Source organism: Agromyces sp. NSFZ (assembly GCF_056156205.1).
In genome coordinates this window covers 1126732-1147251 of sequence record NZ_CM149585.1, presented here as the reverse complement: position 1 = coordinate 1147251, position 20520 = coordinate 1126732, and the positions used below count along the sequence as shown (strand labels likewise).

Sequence of the window (20520 nt, the reverse complement as noted above, 5' to 3'; positions counted from 1 at the left end):
GCGGCCATGCTAACTCTACAAGGACTGTTGCACAAGAGTTCTTGCATAGGTGCCGAGGCGTTGCATCCAGGCCGGAGCGACCACGCGCCGTCGTTCCCGACGCGCGGCGCGCGGAAACCCGCGCACCCGTTCGCGCTCGGCGAGCTCGATCAGCAGCGCCTCGTGTTCGGCCTTGATCACCAGGTACATCCCCAGTGCGTCGTTCATGGTGCGTCCTCTCGTCGCGGGCGATCCGCCCTCGAGACGACATGCTGCCGACGCGCTCTTCCCTCAGGATGCCCCGCAGGGGGAAGGATCAGGGAAGGAGGGCGGATTCGGCCGCCAGCTCGTCGGCGAGTGCACGACAACGAGCGGCGTCGAGCGGTTGCCCCGCGCGCTCGAATCCCCCGGCCGCGCGCTCCGCGAGACGCTCGGCTCCCGGGTCGCCCTCGGCGCGGGCGAGGTGGGCCTTCGCCTCGTCGAACGCGGCCTGCCAGGCGGTGCCGTCCCAGAGTTGCGACGAGCGCTCCGCGATGTCCCGATAGTGCCGGGCCCGGTCGAGATCGCCCGAGCGTGCGAAGGCGATGACCGCAGGCACGGCGAACATCACCGTGCAGAAGTTGCAGTGGTCGTCGGCTCCCATGGTCGCCTCCGCACGGTCGACCACCGCGCACGCCTCCTCGGCATCCTCCGCGGCGAGCACCATCGACCCGTACACGCGCTGGATGAGGTGCAGGGCGATGACCGACCAGCGCGCCAGCGGCAACGCCCGATCGAGCAGGCGCCGGGCCTCCTCGCGATTCCCGCGGTACAACTCGACCTCTGCGAGTCGCTCGAGGCAGTGGGCCTCCCCCGCGACCGCGCCCAGCTCGTGGTGGAGCTCGGCCGACTCGGTCAGTTCCGCGCGTGCCCGATCGAGATCTCCCGACAGCAGCGCGGCCTCGCCGGCGAGCGCCCCGGCGAACGCCACGGCACGAAGCGCCCCCGCCTTCTCGGCGGTCTCACGCATCCCGCTTGCCAGGTCGATGACGTCGCGGTAGGGCGTCGGACCGTACAGCAGGTACTCCGCCGCGCACAGGTAGCCGTCGAACACGGCGTTGGCGGCCTCCGGACTCGAGCGCAGGTTCCGCAGCTCCGTGCGGATGCGATCGAACCACTCGCCCCGATTGTGGGCGAGCAGGCCCTGCAACGAGATGAGATCGAGCACCCGCCACGACCGCTCACCGCCCAGCACGCGCTCCTGCGCTGACTGGGCGATCGCCCAGGCCCGGTCGACGTCACCACTGAAGAATGCGACGTTCGCCTGCGCGAGGAGGATCTCGGTGTCTTCGGGCCGGTCGGTCGCCTCGAGCCCGCTGAGCGCCGCCGCGGCCGTCTCGGGATCGCCTGCGGTGAGGGCGGCACGCGAGAGCCGGGCCCGGAGGACGCGCGCCTCGTCGGCGACCGCTCCCTCGAGGGCCTCCCGGTAGGCGGAAACGGCGCGGACGTCGCCGATCGCCTGCAGGAGGTCCGCCCGCAGCCGCAGCAGGCGCTGCCGCTCCTCGCCTCGCGCGTCATCGCGCACCCGCTCGATGAGCGCGAGGGCGTCGCGATAGGCCCCGATCGCGGCTTCGCCCTCGGCCGCGTCGAGCAGGTGGGGCACGGCCCTCGCGGCATCCCCCGACTCCAGGAGATGATGACCGATCCGCGCGGGCGATCCACCCGCCGCGGCGAGGTGCTCACCGATCTCGCGATGCACCGATCGAATCCGATGGGCGGGCAGGGCCGCGAGGATCGCGTCACGCACGATCGCGTGGCGGAAACGGTACCCGAACTCGGTGCGTTCGATCACGCCGGTGGCGAGGGCGTCATCGAGGACCTGGTAGGCCACCTGCTCGTCGCCCCCGCCCGCCGCCACGACATCGTCGGTATCGAAGACCGTGCCGAGCACCGCGAGTCGCTGCAGCGCCGCCCGGGTCGCCGGATCGGTGCGTGCGACCGCATCCTCGTCGGCGTGCCGTTCCCAGTCGGAATCCTCCGCGGCCCGGCGCGTCAACTCCGCGACGGCGTACGGCAGGCCACGCGAGATCTCGGCGATGCGGGCGATGGTCTGCTCCCCGGCGTCGGGAAGTCGTGAACGCACGATGGCGTCGACGGCGGCAGGGTCGAGCGGACCGAGTTCCACCGCGACCGCTCCGAACCGCGCACGCAGGCTCTGCTCGAGATCCGCGACGATCGGCGGCAGCGGCGGCGGCGTGAGGCCGAACGCGAGCACCGCGCGCTCGCCACGCAGGACCCGCACCAGGTAGCGCACCAGGCGCAGGCTCGCCTCGTCGGCGTCGTGCAGGTCGTCGATGATCAGGAGCAAGCCGCCATCGGATGCCGCGAGCCGGAGCAGTGCCGCGGAGGCGACGAACAGCCGCTGGTGCGCGTCGGCACCCGACCACGGCGACGGCAGCGAAGCCATGACCCGCTCGATCTCCTCGCGGAACGGGGCATCCAGCCGCTCGACGAGTGAAGGATGCCGTCGGCAGAGGTCGGCGATCGCCTCGGTGACGGGCGCGTACGGCCACGACCCTTCGGCGGGCACCGCGCTCCCGGCTGCGGTACGGAAACCGCGGTCCTCGGCGGCCCGCCGCCACGTGGAGAGCAGCATCGACTTCCCGACGCCGGGCGCACCGGTCACGAGCGCGACGCGGTCACGACCGGCCTCGGCGTCGCCGAGGAGCTCGTCGATGAGCGCGACCTGCGGTTCCCGCCCCGGGAACGGCGCCTCGGCGGCGGGGCGACGAGCAGGTGCCGATGCCGCCTGTTCGCCGGCGAGGGCACGTTCGCGCAGTCGCAGCGCCTCCTCGCTCGGGGCCACGCCCAGTTCGCCCCGGAGGGCCCGGTCGAGGCGCTCGAACTGACGCAGTGCCGCGTGCCGATCACCGGCGGCGAGGTGCCGCCGCATGAGCTCCAGGTGAGCGAGTTCGTCGCTCGGGTCGATCACGACGAGATCGTCCCAACGCTCCGCGAGTCGGAGGAGTTGCACCCGGAGGTCGGCGAGTCGGTCGCGCTCCGCCTCCGCCCATTCCTCGTAGCGCTCGTCGGGGAGCAGCTCGCCGTGAGCGATGGTGAGTGCCATGCGCGCGGTCGCCGGATCATGCGACTCGATGGCCCGGTGGGCGAGGCTCTCGAACTGCTCCGCGTCGACGACGACGTCGGCACCGGGGAAGAGCTGGACGAGGTCGCTCCGGAAGACGACGGCGTCGGCATGGCCGCATGCCCGTCGTGCGAAGTGCGCGGCCTTGTGGAGCTTGGGAAGGGCGGTCTCGGGATCCTCCTCGGGCCAGAGCAGGTCGAGCAGGCGCTCGCGGTGGAGCGAGTGCCCCGGCGCGAGGGCGAGGAGCTTCAGCAGTGCCGACGCGTGACGTCGACCCATCGAGCCGGCAGCGCTGATGGCGCCGTCGACGAGCACGTCGAAGCGGCCCAGCAAGCGGATCCTGACGTCGGGCACGCGACCTCCACGGCGTCTCCGGAGTGGCTCCGCCTGTGAGGAATTATCGTCGCGCCGGCCCTCGGGCGATAGTCCGATCCCCGGAGGCGCGAATCCTTCCCACATCCTTCCCCGAGCAGGGAAGGGTGCGGGAATGACGCGTCCGTACCGTCGTCGACATGTTCATCCCAGAGATCATCGTGGGCCTCCTGGCCCTCGCCGCGATCGTCGCCACCGTGCGCGCGGTCGCCACCGACGGATACCGCCGGACGCCGGTCGACCGCGTGCGAATGCCATGACGGCCGCCTCGACCACCACCTCACCCGTCCACCGAGACCCATCACCGACAGAGGAGCCCCTCATGAACACCACCACCATGACCACCGACACCGCCGCCCCCGAGACGACGACCGAGCCGCGCACCGGACTTCGCAATGGCGTGGACACCACCGCACTCTTCGCGACGCTCGACGTCGTGAAGAGCGATCCCGAGATCGCGAAGTTCCAGTTCCGCGCCGAGAACACCTGGCTCAGCGGCACCCACAACCGCACGGTCATCCACCGCTTCTTCGGCGCCAAGCAGGAGATGGAGCACCGCCAGCCCACCGTCATCGAGGCCGACCACCCCACCGTGCTCGTGGGCGGCGACAACGCGCCGACTCCCGTGGAGTTCCTGCTGCACGCCATCGCGGCCTGCATCACCGCCGGCATCGCGAACATCGCGGCGGCCCGGAAGGTGAACCTCACCGAGGTCTCGTCCACCGTCGAGGGCGACATCGACGTACTGGGCCTGCTCGGCCTCGACCACGACGTGCGCAACGGCTACTCGGGCATCCGGATGACCTTCTCGATGAAGGGCGACGACCCGGAGAAGCTCCGCACCGTGCTCGAGCAGTCCGTGCGCCGCTCCGCGGTCTACGACGTGCTCACCAACGGCGTGCCCATCACCATCGACGTCACCACCGACTGACGCGACCGCGTGCGTGGAGGGACGGCCCGTCCCTCCACGCACGGAACCCAAGATCGACGAGGAGCCGCCGAGATGCGACACATCGACACCGTCATCGTCGGCGCAGGCCAGGCCGGTCTCGCCGCGAGCCACGAGCTGAGCCGCCTGGGCCACGAGCACGTCGTGCTCGAGCGCTCCGCGGTCGGCGAGCGCTGGCTGAGCCGTCGCTGGGACTCCCAGACGCTGCTCACCCCCAACTGGATGACGCGGCTGCCCGGCCACTCGTACGACGGGACCGACCCCGACGGGTACATGTCCACCGCCGACTTCGCGTCGGAACTCCGCGGCTACGCCAAGAGGATCGGGGCACCCGTCATGAGCGGCACCGCCGTGGAACGCCTTCGCGTCGGCCACGAGCGGCTGGAGGTCGTCACGGGGTCGGGGACCTGGCGTGCACGCAACGTGATCGTCGCGACCGGTTGGTGCGATGTGCCGACACGTCCGGCGGAGGCAAGCGGGATGCGTCCGTCCATCCGCTCCATCACCGCGAGCGAGTACCGGAATCCCGCGTCCCTCCCCGCGGGCGGCGTGCTCATCGTCGGCGCCTCCGCGACGGGCGTGCAGCTCGCCGACGAACTCCGCCGCGACGGGCGCCGCGTGGTGCTCGCAGTCGGCAGGCACCTGCGCGTGCCGCGGCGCTACCGCGGCTCCGACATCATGGCGTGGCTCGACCGCACGGGTTCGCTCGATCGGCGCATCGACGACATGCCGGATCCGGTCGCCGCGACCCGCGAGCCGTCGCTCCAGGTCGTCGGGAGCGCCGTGCCCCGCTCGATCGACCTGCCCGCCCTCGCGGAGAACGGCGTGGAGCTCGTCGGCCGCCTCATCCGCGCGGACGGGAGAACCGCACGGTTCGACGCGACCCTCGCCGACCGCACGGCGGCCGCCGACCGCGTCATGCATCGCACGCTCGACCGGATCGACGCGGTCATCGCACGAGTCGGACTCGACGCCGGCGTGATCGACCGGCCGGCCCCGTTCAGCCCGACCGAGGCGCCCACGTCGATCGACCTCGTCGGCGGCGGCATCCGCACCGTCATCTGGGCCGGCGGCTACCGACGGGACTACTCGTGGCTGCCGCCGCTGCTGCTCGATGACCAGGGCGAGCTTCGCCATCGCCATGGAGTCACGGGCCTCCCCGGACTCATGGCCGTCGGGCTCCGGTTCCAGCGGACGCGCCGGTCGAGTCTCATCGACGGCGTGGGGGCGGATGCCGCGATGGTGGCCCAGCTGGCGCACGCCCGCGTCTCGGCATCCGTCAGCGCCGCGTGATCGCGCTGGAGCCGCCGCGTTCTGCGGATATACGATCCGCCACCCCGAGTGGAGCCCCGTGCACGACGGCGCGGCGGATCGTATATCCGCCGACCTGGGCACGTCGGGCACGTCGGACGCCCCGAAGTGCCCGGAGGCTCGCGGCGCGGCGCGGCGCTCGCGGCGCGGCGCGGCGCTCGCTACGCGCGCACCGTCGGCTCCGCCGCCGCCACCACGACGGCGAGGGTCTCGCGCGCGATCTCGAGCTCCTCGTCGGTGGGCACGACGAGCACGGTCACCTCCGAGGCATCCGTCGAGATCCTCCGGGCCTCATCCGATCGCTCGGCGTTGCGTTCCTCGTCGATCTCGATGCCGAGCCGCTCGAGGCCGGCGAGCGCGGCGGCCCGCACGGGCGCCGCGTTCTCGCCGACCCCCGCGGTGAAGGAGATGACGTCGAGCCGGCCGAGCTGTGCGTAGTAGGCGCCGACGTAGCCCTTCACACGATGCACGTACACGTCGAACGCGAGACTCGCGGCCTCGTCGCCGTCGGCGCGGCGTTCGAGCACGTCGCGCATGTCGCGGGTGCCCGAGAGCCCGACCAGTCCGCTCTTCGTGTTCAGCAGCGAATCGAGGTCGTCGAACGACAGGTCGGCCTTCCGGTGCAGGTGGAACAGCACCGCCGGGTCGAGGTCGCCCGACCGGCTGCCCATCACGAGCCCCTCGAGCGGCGTGAGCCCCATCGACGTCTCGACCGAGCGGCCGCCGTCGACCGCCGTGATCGAGGCACCGTTGCCGAGGTGCAGCACGAGCTGCTTCACCTCCGCGAGCGGCCTGCCGATGAACTCGGCCGCCTGCTCGGACACGTACTTGTGCGAGGTCCCATGGAATCCGTAGCGCCGCACGCGATACTTCTCGGCCAGCTCTGCGTCGATCGCGTACGTGTAGGCGGCCGGCGGCAGCGTCTGGTGGAACGCCGTGTCGAACACCGCCACGTGCGGGACGTCGGGGAACATCTCCTCGGCCGCCTCGATGCCCTGCAGGTTCGCCGGATTGTGCAGCGGGGCGAGCTCCGAGAGGTCCTCGATGTTGATCTTCACGAGGTCGGTGATGATCGTCGGCTCGAAGAACCGCTTGCCGCCGTGCACGACCCGGTGGCCGATCGCGACGGGCGGATGCTCCTCGAGCGACGGACCCCGATCGGCGAACGCCTCGAGCATCACCTGGAAGGCGGCGGTGTGGTCGGGGATCGGGAGCTCACGCGTCGAGTCGGACGGGGCATCCGCCAACTCCACCGATGGCGTCGAGGAGACGGGCACGGTGTGCCTGGCACGTCCGCTGCGCTCGCCGATGCGCTCGATGAGACCCGACCCGAGCGTCTCGCGCGCATCCACGTCGACGAGCTCGTACTTCAGCGACGAGGAACCCGAGTTGATGACGAGGACGACGCTCACGAGGCATCCGCCGCCTGGATCGCCGTGATCGCGACGGTGTTCACGATGTCCTGCACGAGCGCGCCGCGGGAGAGGTCGTTGATGGGCTTGTTGAGTCCCTGCAGCACGGGGCCGATCGCGACGGCGCCCGACGAGCGCTGCACCGCCTTGTACGTGTTGTTGCCCGTGTTGAGGTCGGGGAAGATGAACACCGTCGCACGGCCGGCGACCGTCGAGTCGGGCATCTTCGTGCGGGCGACCGCGGCGTCGGCGGCGGCGTCGTACTGGATCGGGCCCTCGACCGGCAGCTCGGGCGCCCGTTCGCGCACGAGCTCGGTGGCGCGGCGCACCTTGTCGACGTCGGCCCCGCTGCCCGACTCCCCCGTGGAGTACGACAGCATCGCGATGCGCGGCTCGATGCCGAACTGCGCCGCCGTGCGGGCCGACGAGATGGCGATGTCGGCGAGCTGCTCGGCGGTCGGGTCGGGCACGATGGCGCAGTCGCCGTAGACGAGCACGCGATCGGCGAGCGCCATCAGGAACACGCTCGACACGATGTCGACGCCGGGCTGGGTCTTGATGATCTCGAACGCCGGCCGGATCGTGTGGGCCGTCGTGTGCATCGCCCCCGACACCATGCCGTCGGCGAGCCCGAGGGCCACCATCATGGTGCCGAAGTACGAGACGTCCTGCACGGTCTCGCGCGCCTGCTCGAGCGTGATGCCCTTGTGCGCGCGGCGGCGCTGGTACTCGTCGGCGAACCGGTAGACGAGCACGTGGTCGTGGTTCGAGAGCACCGTGGCGCGCGAGATGTCGAGGCCGAGGCCGATGGCGCGCGCCCGGACCTCGATCTCCTCGCCGAGGATCGTGAGATCGGCGACATCGCGCGCGAGCAGCGTCGCGGCGGCGCGGAGGATGCGGTCGTCATAGCCCTCCGGCAGCACGATGTGCTTGCGCTCGCGCCGCGCACGCTCGAGCAGCCCGTACTCGAACATCAGCGGCGTGACGACCTCGGGCCGGGCGACGTCGAGGAGGTCGAGCAGTGCGTGGCCGTCGACGTGCTTCTCGAAGAGGGAGAGCGCGGTGTCGCGCTTGCGCTGCGACTCGGCGGCGAGCCGGCCGCGCGTGTGCGTGATCGCGAGCGCCGTGTCGTAACTGCCGAGCTCGGTGCGGATGATCGGCAGGTCGGCCTTGAGCCCGTCGACGAGACGCTCGATGGCCTCCGACAGCGGGAAGCCGCCGTTCAGCACGATGCCCGACACCGAGGGGAACGTCGCCGCATTCTGCGCGGTGAGCACGGCGAGCAGCACCTCGCTTCGGTCGGCCGGCACGACCACCACCGAGCCCTCGATGAGCCGGGTGAGCACATTCTCCATCGACATCGCGGCGACCACCACGCCGAGCGCCTCGCGGTTCAGCAGGTCGGGGTCGCCCGCGTAGAGCTCGCCGTCGACGGCCTCCATGATCGTGCGCATCGACGGCGCGACGAGGAACGGATCCTCGGGGATGGCCCACACGGCGACCGCGTCGTCCTGAGCCGGTCGAGCGGATGCCCCGGAGTCGGCCACCGCGGCGAGCGCGTGCGTGCTGCCGGAATTCGGGAGTGCGGCCTGCTGCACCGACGCGACGACCTCGTCGAGCGAGTCGGGGTCGGCACGGTTCACGACGATGCCGAGGAGCGTGGCGTGCTCGCGCGAGAGCTCCTCGAGCGCGAGCTCGGTGATCTGCGCGAGCTCGCCCGGAGTGCGGGCGTCGGAGTAGCCGAGCCGCTCCGATCGTCCGCGCCCCTGAGTGATCCGACCGCCGAGCACGAGCAGCACCGGGGCGCCGAGGTTCGCGGCGATGCGCGCGTTGTACGCGAGCTCGGTCGGCGTGCCGACATCCGTGTAGTCCGACCCGATGATGACGACGGCGTCGCACCGCTCCTCGACGTCCTTGAAGCGCTGCACGATCGTGGCGAGCGCGGCGTCGGGGTCGGCGTGCACGTCGTCGTAGCCGACGCCGATGGCCTCCTCGTACTCGAGGGGCACGACGCCGTCGTGCGCGAGGAGCAGGCCGAGCACGTAGTCGCGCTCCTCGGTGGAACGGGAGATCGGGCGGAACACGCCCACGCGGGTGGCGCGCCTCGTGAGGGTGTCGAGCATGCCGAGCGCGACGGTGGACTTGCCCGTGTTGCCCTCGGCGGAGCAGATGTAGATGCGGTGCGCCACGCGTCCAGCCTACCCAGCCGCGTCGGTGCGAATCGGTCGGCGGACGCCCCGGGGACTGCTCCGCCGCTCCCCCGATCGGATGCGCATCTCTGCATGGCGCTCTCCAACAATTCGTACAATACTGTTCGAGATAGCAGGAAGGCTCACCACTTCTTCGACGAAGGGAGCACCACGATGAGCAAGGTCATCGTCAACCAGACGATCACGGCCGACGGATACGCCGCCGGTCGCAACCAGACGGAGCAGCGCCCGTTCGGCGAGGACGGCGGCGACGGCTGGGGCGACCGCTTGCACGCCTGGATGTTCGACCACGCGGATGAGAACCGGGCCGAGCGCGACCAGATGGCTGAGTCCCGGGTCCACATCATGGGGCGGAAAATGTTCGGCCCGGTGCGCGGCGAGTGGGACCGGGCGTGGAACGGCTGGTGGGGCGACGACCCGCCGTTCCACGGCCCGGTGTTCGTGCTCACCCACCACCCGCGCGACCCGCAGCCCATGGACGGCGGCACCACCTACCACTTCGTCACCGACGGCATCGAGTCGGCACTGGCCCGGGCACGCGAAGCCGCCGGGGACGGCGACGTCTCGATCCAGGGCGGGGCGGAGACCATCAACCAGTACCTGGCAGCCGGACTGGTCGACGAGTTGCGGCTGCACATCGTGCCGTTCACGCTCGGAGCGGGCGCTCGCCTGTTCGACGGCGTGCCACCACTGAATCTGGAGCAGGTCTCCGCGAGAGCCGCGAGCACGGTCACGCACGTGACCTACCGCGTGCTGCACTGAGGGACCGCTGATGGCCATCAGACTCGACAACGTCGGCATCGCCGTCCGCGACATCGAGGCGGCGATCGCGTTCTTCACCGACCTCGGTCTCACCGTCGTCGGCCGCGACACCGTGAGCGGCGAATGGGCCGATACTGCGGTCGGCCTGGACGGCAACCATGCCAAGATCGCGGTGCTCCAGACACCCGACGGTCATGGGCGGCTCGAGTTCTTCGAGTACCTCCATCCGGGTGCGATCGAGACGGAGCCCACCCGTCCCAACGAGATCGGCATGCACCGCGTCGCGTTCTCCGTCGACGACCTCGATGAAGCCCTCGCCATCGCGGCGAAGCACGGCTGTCACCCGCTTCGGGGCGTGGCCACCTACGAGGACGTCTACAAGCTCACCTACCTGCGCGGCCCCAGCGGCATCCTCGTGATGTTCGCCCAGGAACTCTGACTCGAACACGAGGGTTCGACATGAGCGGACGGCGCGAGCGACCGCCCCGCACCACGAGACCCGGGCCGCCATTGCATATGCTGATCGGGCACATCGACGTGCCGCGCCGCCCCCCGTCGGCGCGAACCGCCCAGCCCAGGAAGCACCGTGAACCCCATCGCCCTCATCGGAGCGGGCCCCTCGGGCCTCGCCGGCGCACGCGCGCTCTCCCGCGCCGGCGTCCCGTTCGACGGATTCGAGGCCGGCCCCGACGTGGGTGGCCTCTGGAACATCGACAACCCGCGATCGACCATGTACGAGTCGGCGCACCTCATCTCGTCGCGCACCACGACCGAGTTCGCCGAGTTCCCCATGTCGTCGACCGCCGACTACCCCGGACACCGCGAGCTCCTCGAGTACTTCCGCGCCTACGCCGACGCCTACGGGCTGCGCGAGCACTTCCGCTTCGACACGCGCGTGACCTCGGTCGAGCCCGTCGACGGCGACGCGACCGGCGCCGCCGGTTGGCGCGTCACGGCGACGACCGCCGACGGCGAGACCGTCACGGGCGAGTACTCGGCCGTCATCCTCGCCAACGGCACGCTGGCCGAGCCGAACGTGCCCTCGTTCCGCGGCGAGTTCGCGGGCGAGATCATGCACACGAGCGCGTACACGTCGGCGAAGGTGTTCGACGGCAAGCGCGTGCTCGTCATCGGCGCCGGCAACTCGGGCTGCGACATCGCCGTCGATGCGGTGCACCACGCGGCATCCGTCGACCTCTCGGTGCGGCGCGGCTACTACTTCGTGCCCCGGTACCTGTTCGGCCGGCCGTCCGACACCCTGAACCAGGGCAGGCCGCTGCCAGCCCGGCTCAAGCAGTTCGTCGACACCCGGGTGCTGCGCGCGTTCACCGGCGATCCGGTGCGGTTCGGCTTCCCGAAGCCCGACTACCGCATCTACGAGTCGCATCCGATCGTGAACACGCTCATCCTGAACCACCTCGGACAGGGCGACCTGCGCGTCGTGCCCGACATCGACCGCTTCGACGGGCACACGGTGCACTTCGCCGACGGCACCTCGGGCGACTACGACCTCGTCGTGCTCGCGACGGGCTACCAGCTCGACTATCCCTTCGTCGAGCGCACGCACCTCAACTGGACCGCCGCAGCGCCGAAGCTGTTCCTCAACATCTTCCCGCCGTCGTTCAACGGGCTCTTCGTGCTCGGCATGATCGAGGCATCGGGCATCGGTTGGCAGGGCCGCTACGAGCAGGCCGAGCTCATCGCCGCGTACCTTGCGGCCGAGCGTCGGGCACCGGATGCCGCGTCCCGCTTCCGGTCGGCGGCGGATGCCCCGTGGCCCGACCTCACGGGCGGCTACCGCTACCTCGGGCTCGATCGCATGTCGTACTACGTGAACAAGGACGCGTACCGCCGCACCATGAAGCGGATGCTCCGCACACTGCCCGCGCCGAACGGCGCCCCCGTGGCATCCGACGATCACGCGGCATCCGACCACCACGCGGCATCCGACCACCCGACCTCGACCGCAGGGACCCGCGCATGAACATCGACGACGTCGTCCTCAACTTCTCGCCCGGCTCGCTGATCGCACTCAACATCGTGCTCGGGCTCATCATGTTCGGCATCGCGCTCGACACGTCGCCCGCCGACTTCCGAGCCGTGGCCAAGGCGCCGAAGGCCATGATCATCGCGCTGCTCGCGCAGATCATCCTGCTGCCGGCCGTGACCTTCGGGCTCACGCTGCTCCTGAACGTACAGGCGTCGATCGCGCTCGGCATGATCCTCGTGGCGTGCTGCCCGCCGGGCAACATCTCGCAGGTGCTCACCTACCGTGCCCGCGGCAACGTGGCCCTCTCGGTGTCGATGACGGCCGTGGCGAACGTCATCTACATCTTCCTGCTGCCCGTCAGCCTCGCGTTCTGGGGCAGCCTGCACCCGACCGCGAGCGAGCTCGTGCGTGCGGTGAGCCTCGACGGCTGGCAGATGCTCCTCGACATCTTCCTCATCATCGGGCTGCCGTTCCTCGCGGGCCTCGGCATCCGGGCGATGTGGCCGCGTTTCGCCGCTCGCGTGCAGCCGTACGCCCGCTGGGTGAGTCTCCTCGGCCTCGTCGGCTTCATCGTGGCCGCCCTCGCCGGCAACTGGGCGATCTTCATGGCCTACATCGGCATCGTGCTGCTCGCGGTGTTCCTGCACGACGCCGTGGCGCTCGGCCTCGGCTACGTGAGCGCGCGCATCGGCGGCCTCCGGGTGCCCGAGCTCAAGGCCATCACGTTCGAGGTCGGCATCCGCAACGCGGGCCTCGGCCTCGGCCTCGTCTTCTCGTTCTTCGGCGGACTCGGCGGCATGGCGATCGTCGCCGGCTGGTGGGGCATCTGGGACATCATCGCCGGGCTCACGCTCGCGACGCTGTGGGCGAGGCGCACGAAGCGGGCGGATGCCGCGGCGGCGGCTTCCCCCGCGACGATCGCGCCCGTCGACCCGACCGCGGCACCCGAGGTCGAGCCCGGAGCCGCCTCGTGAAGCGCGTGCTCGCCACGGGCGGCAGCGGGTTCCTCGGCTCGAACGCCGTGCGTGCGCTCGCCGCGCATCCCGGGGTCGGGCTCGTCGTCTCGGGCGATGTGCGTCCGCCCGGGGCATCCGTGCCCGACGGGGTCGTCGTCGAGACGTGCGACGTGACGGATGCCGCCGCCGTCGCCTCGGTGGTCGAGCGCCACGAGATCGACACGATCGTGCACCTCGCCGCCATCGTGAACCCGGGCGGACTCAGCGAGGAGCTCGAGTACCGCGTCGACGTGGAGGGCACCCGCAACGTGCTCGACGCCGCGGTCGCGGGCGGCGTGACGCGCATCGTCGTGTCGTCGTCGGGCGCGGCGTACGGCTACCACGCCGACAACCCCGAGTGGCTGACCGAGGACGACGCGATCCGCGGCAACGAGGAGTTCAGCTACTCGCGGCACAAGCGCCTCGTCGAGGAGCTGCTCGAGACGTACCGCAGGGAGCATCCGACGCTCGGCCAGGTGGTGCTGCGCATCGGCACCATCCTCGGCCCGACCGTCGCGAACCAGATCACCGCGCTCTGGGACGGGCCGCGGATCCTCCGCATCTCGGGCTCCGAGAGCCCATTCGTGTTCGTCTGGGTCGACGACGTGGTCGGCGCGATCGTGCGCGGTGCCACCGGCGACGTGACGGGGGCGTTCAACGTCGCAGGCGACGGGCGGGTGACCGTGACCGAGATCGCCGAGGCACTCGGCAAGCGCACGATCACCGTGCCGCCGGGGCTGCTGACCGGCGTGCTCGGCGTGGCGCACGCCCTGCGGCTCACGGTGCACGGGCCCGAGCGCGTGGGTTTCCTGCGATACCGCCCGGTGCTCGACAACACGCGCCTGAAGCAGGTGCTGGGCTACGTTCCCGCGAAGACGAGCCGCGAGGCGTTCGACGCCTACCTGGCGATCCGCACCGGCCGGTAGGCCGGCGACTGCTCCGGCGGTCGGCGGCGCCACCCGTCGCGACGCCGTCGACCGCCGGGGGCCTACCCGCCGACCACGCCGGTGTCGTGCACGACGTCGCCGCCGATGATCGTCATCACGGGCCGGATGTCCCGCAGCTCCGCGTCGCTCACCGAGAAGTAGTCCTCGTCGAGCACCACGAGGTCGGCGAGCTTGCCGACCTCGACCGAACCGAGTTCGTCCTCCCGGTTCAGGTACCAGGCATTGCCCCGCGTGTACGCGTGCAGCGCCTCCTGCCGGGTGAGCTGCTGGCCCGGGTTGACCTGCTGGCCGAGGACGTTCAGCCCCGTGGTGGCGTAGTGCAGCGCGAACCAGGGGTTGTGCGGCGCGATGTGCACGCCGTCCTCGTGCAGCCCCATGTTGATGCCGCTGTCGTGGATCTGGCGGAAGAGGGGGCCGACGGGCAGTCCGTCGGCGCGCGGCGTGCCGCCGAGCCACCGGAAGCCCGAGGTCGAGACGCCGCAGTTCAGCGCCTTGAGGCGCGCGAGCTGGTCGGGTGTCGCGAAGTCGGCGTGCTGCAGGCCCCAGCGCAGGTCGGTGATGCCGAACTCGGCGTCCATCTGCTCGTAGGTGGCGACGACCTGCTCGATGTTCGCCGAGCTGGTCGGGCTGCCGCCCTGGGCGTTCTCGTTGCGCCAACGTGCCTTCGCCACGAGTCGCTGCGACTCGAGCCAGACCGCGTAGCCGTTCGCGTTCGACGGCAGCGCGAACGGCGCCGCCCACTCGCCGATGCCGCCCGTGCGCAGGAGGTCGTCGCCGAAGAACGGGAACTGGTTCTTCAGCCGCTCCCTGAGTTCGGGCAGCTGCTGCTCGAGGCCGCCGAGCTCGGCGATGTACCCCTGGTTGTGCAGGAAGTTCATCTGGAGCCGGAGGAACGCACGGCCCTCGGCGTGCAGTGACAGCCACGCGTCGTACATGCGGAAGTGGTCGAGCCGGAAGAGCGCGTCGGTGGGCTGCGGTGGCAGGAGCGACGGGTCGAGGGTCGCGCCGGCGGTCGCCGGGAGCACCTGGTCCAGCACCGTCGTCACGCCGACCGCCGCCGAGAAGGCCATGGCATCGAGCGCGCTGCGGCGCTTGTCCTCGAAGGTCTGGGCGATCCGCAGGTGGTAGAGCGCACGGTTCGCCATGCTGGGGTTGCCGCCGGCGATCGTGCCGTCGGCGGCCACGGTGACCGGCAGGTCGACGATGGACTCGAAGTACTGCTTCCCGAGCGTGTTCACCCGTGCCGGACCGAACCCGCTCTGGTACAGGAAGACCGGCCGGTCGGGAATGACGGCGTCGATCTCGGCGAGGGTGGGCAGCCGCTGCTCGGCGAACATGCGCGGCGTGCCCGCTCCCATGGCCGTGATGAACTGCCCCTCGGGGACCTCGGGTCGTCGTGCCGCGAGGAAGGCGAGCACCTCCTCGATGTTCTTCGCGAGCTCCCACTGCGCCACGTGGTAGCCCGGCCGGTTCGCGAGGCTCACGAAGTGCGAATGGCTCTCGATGAGGCCGGGAACGACCGTGCGCCCACCGAGGTCGACTCGCGTCACCGCGTCGCCGCGGAGGGCCTCTGAGCCGATCGCCGTGAAGCGGCCGCCGCTCACGCGCACGGCATCCACGACCGAGCCGCGGTCGTCCATGGTGTGGATCCGGCCGTTCACGAGGAGCAGCTCGCCGGTACCGGGGCGTGCCGACGTGGAGGCGGGAAACGCTGCCGCGACGCCCGCGGCGGCCGGTGCAGCCGCGGCGGCGGCGGTCGGTGGTCCGCCCGCGAGGACCGCGGCGGCCGCCGCGCCCCCGCCGCCGAGGAGGAGCCCTCTGCGGCTGATCGCGCCGGCCGGATCGGACGGCGTGATGTCGCGGTCGACCCCGCGCTTCCGTTGATGTGGCATGCCTGCTGCTCCTGGTTCGTGTCGAGGTGTGCCGTGGGGTGGTGCCGTGGTGCGGGTGGTGCCGTGGTGCAGGTGGTGCCGGTGGCGCTCGAGGTGCAGGTGGTGCCGTGGTGCCGGTGGCGCTCGAGGTGAGTGGCGGCGCGGCTCAGTTCCCGCGACCGGGAACAACTCCGGCGTCGTGCACCACGCGTCCGCCGACGACCGTCATGACCGAGCGCACGTGCGGAATCTCCGCCTCGGGCACGGAGAAGAAGTCGCGATCGAGTACGGCGAGGTCGGCGTGGTTCCCGACCGCGATCGGTCCGAGGTCGTCCTCGCGGAGGAACCAGGTGTTGGCCGAGGTGGCGAGCCGGATCGCCTCCTCGCGGGTCACGGTCTGCCCCTCGTTGATCAGGTCGCCCCGGAGGTTGCGGCCCGTGACCATGGTGAAGAAGTTCAGCCACGGGTTGATCACCGTGATGTCGCCGCCGTCGGAGTGGTAGCCGACCGGGATACCGGTGCCGAGGATCGTGCGGTACGCCGGGCCGACGGCGACGCCCGTGCGCACCGGCCCCCAGCCGAGCTTGAGTCCGGCGCCGAGCGCCTTGAGGCGGAGCACGTACTCCTCGGTGATGAAGGGCGCGTGGGCGAGCACCCAGCGCAGGTCGCCGATGGGGAACTCGGCGTTCACCTGCTCCCAGCCCTCGACGATGAGCTTGTAGTCGTTCTGGGTGAGCGAATGGTTCTCGTTGCGCCACCCCGCCTTCGCGACCTCGCGCGTGCCGAGGAGCCATACCGGCCCGCCCTCCTGGCCGATCCCCTGCGCCGTGAACTCCCCGATGCCACCCGTGCGGAGCATGTCGTCGCCGAAGAACGGGAACGAGTTCTTGAGTCGCTCCCGCAGCGTGGGCAGGGTGTCGACCGCGTCCTGGTGGAGGAAGTCGATGCGGAGGCGTGCCGGGAGCGCCCCGTCGCCGTTGAGCGCGAGGAACGGCTCGTGCATCGTGAACACGTTCTCGCCGAAGATCGCGCCGTTCGGAGGGTCCGCGTGGAAGGCGCCGGCGTCCAGGTGCGTGGTGATGCCGAGCCCCGCGTAGTACTGCAGCGCGTCGAGCGAGGTGCGTTGCCGGCTCTCGGGGGTGAGGAACTCCTGACGAAGCACGAGGAGCGCCGCGCCCGCCGCACCCGTGCCGAACGGGCTGCCCGGGACGGTGCCGTTCTCCGCGATGCCGGTGATGCCACGGCTCTCGAAGAACGCCTTGCCGAGGCTGTTGGTGCGGGTGCCGCCTTGGGCCGCCATCAGGAACACGGGTCGCGGCACGGCGTCGAGTTCGGTCAGGTCGGGCAGGCGGCCCTCGGTGAACTGCATCGCGGAGACGGGGCCGATGGTCGTGACGAACTGTCCCTCGGGCACGGACTGGGCGCGTGTCACGAGGCGGGCGACCGCGTCGGGGATGGTGAAGACGTCCTCCAGCGCCACGTGATGGCCGGGACGGTTGCCCACGAGCACGATGTGGTTGTGGGAGTCGATGATGCCGGGGACGACGGTCCTGCCCTGCAGGTCGACGGTCGTCGCCTGGCCCGCGGCACCTCGCTGCGCGGCATCGCCGACCGCGACGAATCGCCCGTCGCGGATGCGCACGGCAGACACGACGGAGTCGTGCTCGTCGAAGGTATGGATGCTCCCGTTGACGAGGAGCAGGTCGCCCGGCCGATCGCCCCCGGGGTCACCGGGTGCGGCGGGAAGGACCGACCTCGTCACCTCACCGGGCGCAGCCGCCGCAGCGGCGCCCTGGCTGAACGCCACCGACGCGGCCGACGCCGCCGCCGCCCCACCGCCGAGGATCAGCCCTCGGCGTGACAGCCCGGAACCCGACGCCTGCGCCTCGCGCTCCTCGCCTTCGCTCGATCGATTGCGCATGATCCTCCCTGATCTGTCGACACTGACGACGCGCATGCGTCATCGCACGCGTGGAGAGCCAGCCGATGCAGCGCTCCCAGCCGGTGGTGGAGTGGGAACAGTTCGACTGCATCGACCTCGATGGACGCCCGACATCCACCTTGGGCGAGAGGCTAGCAACGATTGCAGTCTGACTGCAATGACTTTAAGCTCCAGTGCACGAATTCGTCGAGGATGACTGCACTTGTGCATCTGCTCACGCCGTCCGGGGTGCTGACATCCGAGCTGGGGCGGTCGTCCGTGCTGCGGCGGTCATCTGCATTCTGGGAATCAGAGCCGAGCGGATGCCACGACCGCACCGTTCAGGCGACGCCTTCATAGGTCGCGTCCATGGTGTTCGCCTCGAGCATCGCCGGCGCCTGCGTCGCGCCTCGCGGATCCCTCGACTCGCCTCGCCTCGCCTCGCCTCGCCTCGCCTCGCCTCGACGACACTCGCACGGCGCACTTGTCCTCCACAGGCGGGTGGTGGGCGTGGTTCTCCACAGGGGTTTCGGCTGATCAGTGGCGGTTTCGCGGCGAAATGAATGTCGGCGGGTGGGTGCAGGATGAAGTCATGGATCAGCCGCTGCACACCCTCGACCGAGACGTCGAGGAGTTGCGTCTTGCCTGGGCGGGCGCGTTGCCGGCGTTCGGCGCGATCAGCGGCGCGGCGCAGGTGGAGCTCGGGCAGATGAGCGACGCCGGGCTGGTGCGGGTGACCGACGCACTCGCCCGGGTCCGCCGCGACGCCGACGCGCTCCTCTCCCGCGTCGCGGCCGAGGTGTCGAAGCGGTCCAGCACCGAGTTGGGTGAGTCCAGCCTCGCCAGGGCGCAGGGGTTCCAGAACCCGGTGCGACTGATCGCCGCGGCCACCGGGGCATCCCGGAGCGAGGCGGCGAAGCTCATCGCGGTCGGCACCGCCACCGCGGAACGACGGTCGTTCGGCGGTGAACGGCTGCCGGCGCGGCATCCGCACGTCGGCGCAGCACTCGAATCCGCCCGCATCGGCGTCGACGCGGCATCCGCGATCACCTCCATGCTCGACCGCGTCCGGCTGCGTGCCGACCCCGAGCTGGCCGACACCACCGAAGCGGCCCTCGTCGACCTTGCTGCGCGGGTGCCGCTCGACCTGCTCATGCGTGGAGTGCGCGAGGCGGAGGCCCGGCTCGACCGAGACGGCATCGAGCCGCGTGAGGAGCAGTTGCGCGGAGCGCGTTCGCTCACGATGCGCGAAGACGCGACGGGCATGGTGCACCTGCACGCCCGCCTCGACCCCGAGACGGCAGCGCCGATCAAGACCGCGATCGAGACGCTGGTCGGCGACGTCCTGCGACGACGCGAAGCGACCGCGCCGGATTCGGATTCGGGCCCGGTCGTCGACGACGCGCGGTCGATTCCGCAGCTCCAGGCCGACGCGCTCGCCGCGATCTGCCGCCACGCGCTCGGCTGCGGTGAGACCCTCGCTCCGCTCGCGAAAGCCACCATCGTGGTGCGCCTCGAACATGACGCCCTCGTCGAGGGCCTCGGGCACGCCCGCATCGACGGCATCGACCAGCCGATCTCGGCCGGCACCGCCCGGCGCATGGCCGCCGACGCCGAACTCATCCCCGCGGTGTTCGGCGGCGAGGGCGTGCCGCTCGACCTCGGCCGCTCGGCCCGGCTCTTCAGCAAAGCGCAGCGGCTCGCGCTCGGCGAACGCGACGGCGGATGCGCCTCATGCGGTCAGAACATCGCCTACGTCGACGCGCACCACATCGACTGGTGGGAACGCGACACCGGCCCGACCGACTTCTCGAACGGGGTCATGCTCTGCTCCTTCTGCCACCACCGCATCCACCGCGAAGGATGGAGCATCCACGCCACCCGATCGGAAGTGTGGCTCACCCCACCACCGCACGTCGACCCTGACCAAGCACAACGACTCGGCGGACGCGCCCGCTTCGCGATGCCCGTTCCGGCCGCGGTGGCCTGACGGCTCGATCGACACGATCATGCGCGGCAGCAGAGAGCGCAATTCGCCCGCTGATGTGCGTCGATCACGTCCTCGCCGCGGGGCCGGCAACCGAGCCGCTGCCGTCACTCGCGGCCTTCTCGACGGCCTGCGGCGACGCTCGCACCGCGCGGTCTCGGCTTCAGCGACGTTGGCGACGCCGACGCTCGACGAGCGGCCGCACCCGATACGGCAGCATCGTCTTCATGGCCAGCGTCGTCGACGTGCGCTCGATGCCCGGCGTGGCGAGCACCTCGTTCGCGATCCGGTAGAGGTCGTCGCCGTCGGCCGCGGCGACCCGGATGAGCAGGTCCCAGTCGCCCGAGACGCCGTACACCTCCACCACCTCGGGGATGCGTGCGAGGGTCTGCGGCAGTTCCTCGAGCTGCTGCTGCGTGACGTGCGCGAACACGAACGCGGTGAGCGGGAGACCGACGGATGCCGGGTCCAGGCGTCGCTCGACCCCGGCGAGCACCTCGGCCTCGAGCCGCCCGAGCCGGGTGTGCACCGTCGAGCGCGCGAGACCGGTCTGCTCCGCGAGGGCGACGGCCGTCGCCCGGGGATGGTCGGCCATGGCGAGGACCAGCGCGGCATCCGTCGCATCGATCGTGCGATCGGTCATTCTGACTGGTTCTCGCTGCTCCGACACATCAGAAATGCTACAGGCTG

Annotated in this window: 15 protein-coding genes; 8 read left to right on the top strand and 7 right to left on the bottom strand. The window is 70.9% G+C overall.

The window, feature by feature from the left end; all coding sequences use genetic code 11:
* Nucleotides 1–15 precede the first annotated feature (15 nt).
* Together ACVFI9_RS05480 and ACVFI9_RS05475 are read right to left on the bottom strand one after the other, a co-directional pair.
* The gene (locus tag ACVFI9_RS05480) at nucleotides 16–207 is read right to left on the bottom strand and encodes a hypothetical protein (protein WP_474765036.1); all 192 of its coding nucleotides are present in this window, start codon (nucleotides 205–207) and stop codon (nucleotides 16–18) included.
* Nucleotides 208–295: 88 nt separating this feature from the next.
* On the bottom strand, nucleotides 296–3457 hold the full coding sequence (locus tag ACVFI9_RS05475) for an ATP-binding protein (RefSeq protein ID WP_474765035.1): 3162 nt from the start codon (nucleotides 3455–3457) through the stop codon (nucleotides 296–298).
* Between the two features lie 340 nt (nucleotides 3458–3797).
* Here ACVFI9_RS05475 and ACVFI9_RS05470 point away from each other — a divergent pair, with 340 nt between their 5' ends.
* Nucleotides 3798–4406: an OsmC family protein gene (locus ACVFI9_RS05470; RefSeq protein WP_474765034.1), complete on the top strand. Its 609-nt coding sequence runs from the start codon at nucleotides 3798–3800 to the stop codon at nucleotides 4404–4406.
* 72 nt (nucleotides 4407–4478) lie between these two features.
* A complete protein-coding gene (locus ACVFI9_RS05465; RefSeq protein ID WP_474765033.1) occupies nucleotides 4479–5717 on the top strand; it encodes an NAD(P)-binding domain-containing protein in 1239 nt (412 codons plus the stop codon).
* Between the two features lie 179 nt (nucleotides 5718–5896).
* Here the strand turns inward: ACVFI9_RS05465 and ACVFI9_RS05460 are convergent, their stop codons facing one another.
* A complete protein-coding gene (locus ACVFI9_RS05460) occupies nucleotides 5897–7147 on the bottom strand; it encodes an acetate/propionate family kinase (protein WP_474765032.1) in 1251 nt (416 codons plus the stop codon).
* On the bottom strand, nucleotides 7144–9336 hold the full coding sequence (pta, locus tag ACVFI9_RS05455) for a phosphate acetyltransferase (RefSeq protein ID WP_474765031.1): 2193 nt from the start codon (nucleotides 9334–9336) through the stop codon (nucleotides 7144–7146). The genes ACVFI9_RS05460 and pta overlap by 4 nt, the downstream gene beginning before the upstream one ends.
* 174 nt (nucleotides 9337–9510) lie before the next feature.
* Between pta and ACVFI9_RS05450 the strand changes: the two genes are divergently transcribed.
* The 5 genes from ACVFI9_RS05450 to ACVFI9_RS05430 all read left to right on the top strand — a co-directional run bounded on the left by ACVFI9_RS05450 (nucleotide 9511) and on the right by ACVFI9_RS05430 (nucleotide 14030).
* Nucleotides 9511–10119 carry a dihydrofolate reductase family protein gene (locus ACVFI9_RS05450; protein WP_474766184.1) on the top strand — a complete coding sequence of 203 codons (609 nt, stop codon included), beginning with the start codon at nucleotides 9511–9513 and terminating at the stop codon, nucleotides 10117–10119.
* Nucleotides 10120–10129: 10 nt separating this feature from the next.
* Complete coding sequence (locus ACVFI9_RS05445; RefSeq protein ID WP_474765030.1) at nucleotides 10130–10558, top strand: VOC family protein; 429 nt, start codon at nucleotides 10130–10132, stop codon at nucleotides 10556–10558.
* 147 nt (nucleotides 10559–10705) lie between these two features.
* On the top strand, nucleotides 10706–12103 hold the full coding sequence (locus tag ACVFI9_RS05440; protein ID WP_474765029.1) for a flavin-containing monooxygenase: 1398 nt from the start codon (nucleotides 10706–10708) through the stop codon (nucleotides 12101–12103).
* Entirely contained in the window at nucleotides 12100–13083 is a 984-nt protein-coding gene (locus ACVFI9_RS05435) for a bile acid:sodium symporter family protein (RefSeq protein ID WP_474765028.1), read from the top strand. Before ACVFI9_RS05440 ends, ACVFI9_RS05435 begins: the two co-directional genes overlap by 4 nt.
* Nucleotides 13080–14030 (top strand): NAD-dependent epimerase/dehydratase family protein, encoded by a 951-nt coding sequence (locus tag ACVFI9_RS05430; RefSeq protein ID WP_474765027.1) that lies wholly within the window; start codon nucleotides 13080–13082, stop codon nucleotides 14028–14030. The genes ACVFI9_RS05435 and ACVFI9_RS05430 overlap by 4 nt, the downstream gene beginning before the upstream one ends.
* A 62-nt stretch (nucleotides 14031–14092) precedes the next feature.
* Here ACVFI9_RS05430 and ACVFI9_RS05425 read toward each other — a convergent pair whose 3' ends face one another.
* Both ACVFI9_RS05425 and ACVFI9_RS05420 read right to left on the bottom strand, forming a co-directional pair.
* Nucleotides 14093–15943 carry an amidohydrolase gene (locus ACVFI9_RS05425; protein ID WP_474765026.1) on the bottom strand — a complete coding sequence of 617 codons (1851 nt, stop codon included), beginning with the start codon at nucleotides 15941–15943 and terminating at the stop codon, nucleotides 14093–14095.
* Between the two features lie 145 nt (nucleotides 15944–16088).
* Nucleotides 16089–17843: an amidohydrolase gene (locus ACVFI9_RS05420; protein WP_474765025.1), complete on the bottom strand. Its 1755-nt coding sequence runs from the start codon at nucleotides 17841–17843 to the stop codon at nucleotides 16089–16091.
* A 592-nt stretch (nucleotides 17844–18435) separates the two neighbouring features.
* On the opposite strand from ACVFI9_RS05420, the gene ACVFI9_RS05415 reads away from it, so the two are divergent.
* Nucleotides 18436–19833 (top strand): HNH endonuclease signature motif containing protein, encoded by a 1398-nt coding sequence (locus ACVFI9_RS05415; RefSeq protein ID WP_474765024.1) that lies wholly within the window; start codon nucleotides 18436–18438, stop codon nucleotides 19831–19833.
* Nucleotides 19834–19993: 160 nt separating this feature from the next.
* Here ACVFI9_RS05415 and ACVFI9_RS05410 read toward each other — a convergent pair whose 3' ends face one another.
* Entirely contained in the window at nucleotides 19994–20473 is a 480-nt protein-coding gene (locus ACVFI9_RS05410; protein WP_474765023.1) for an Lrp/AsnC family transcriptional regulator, read from the bottom strand.
* Nucleotides 20474–20520: the final 47 nt, after the last annotated feature.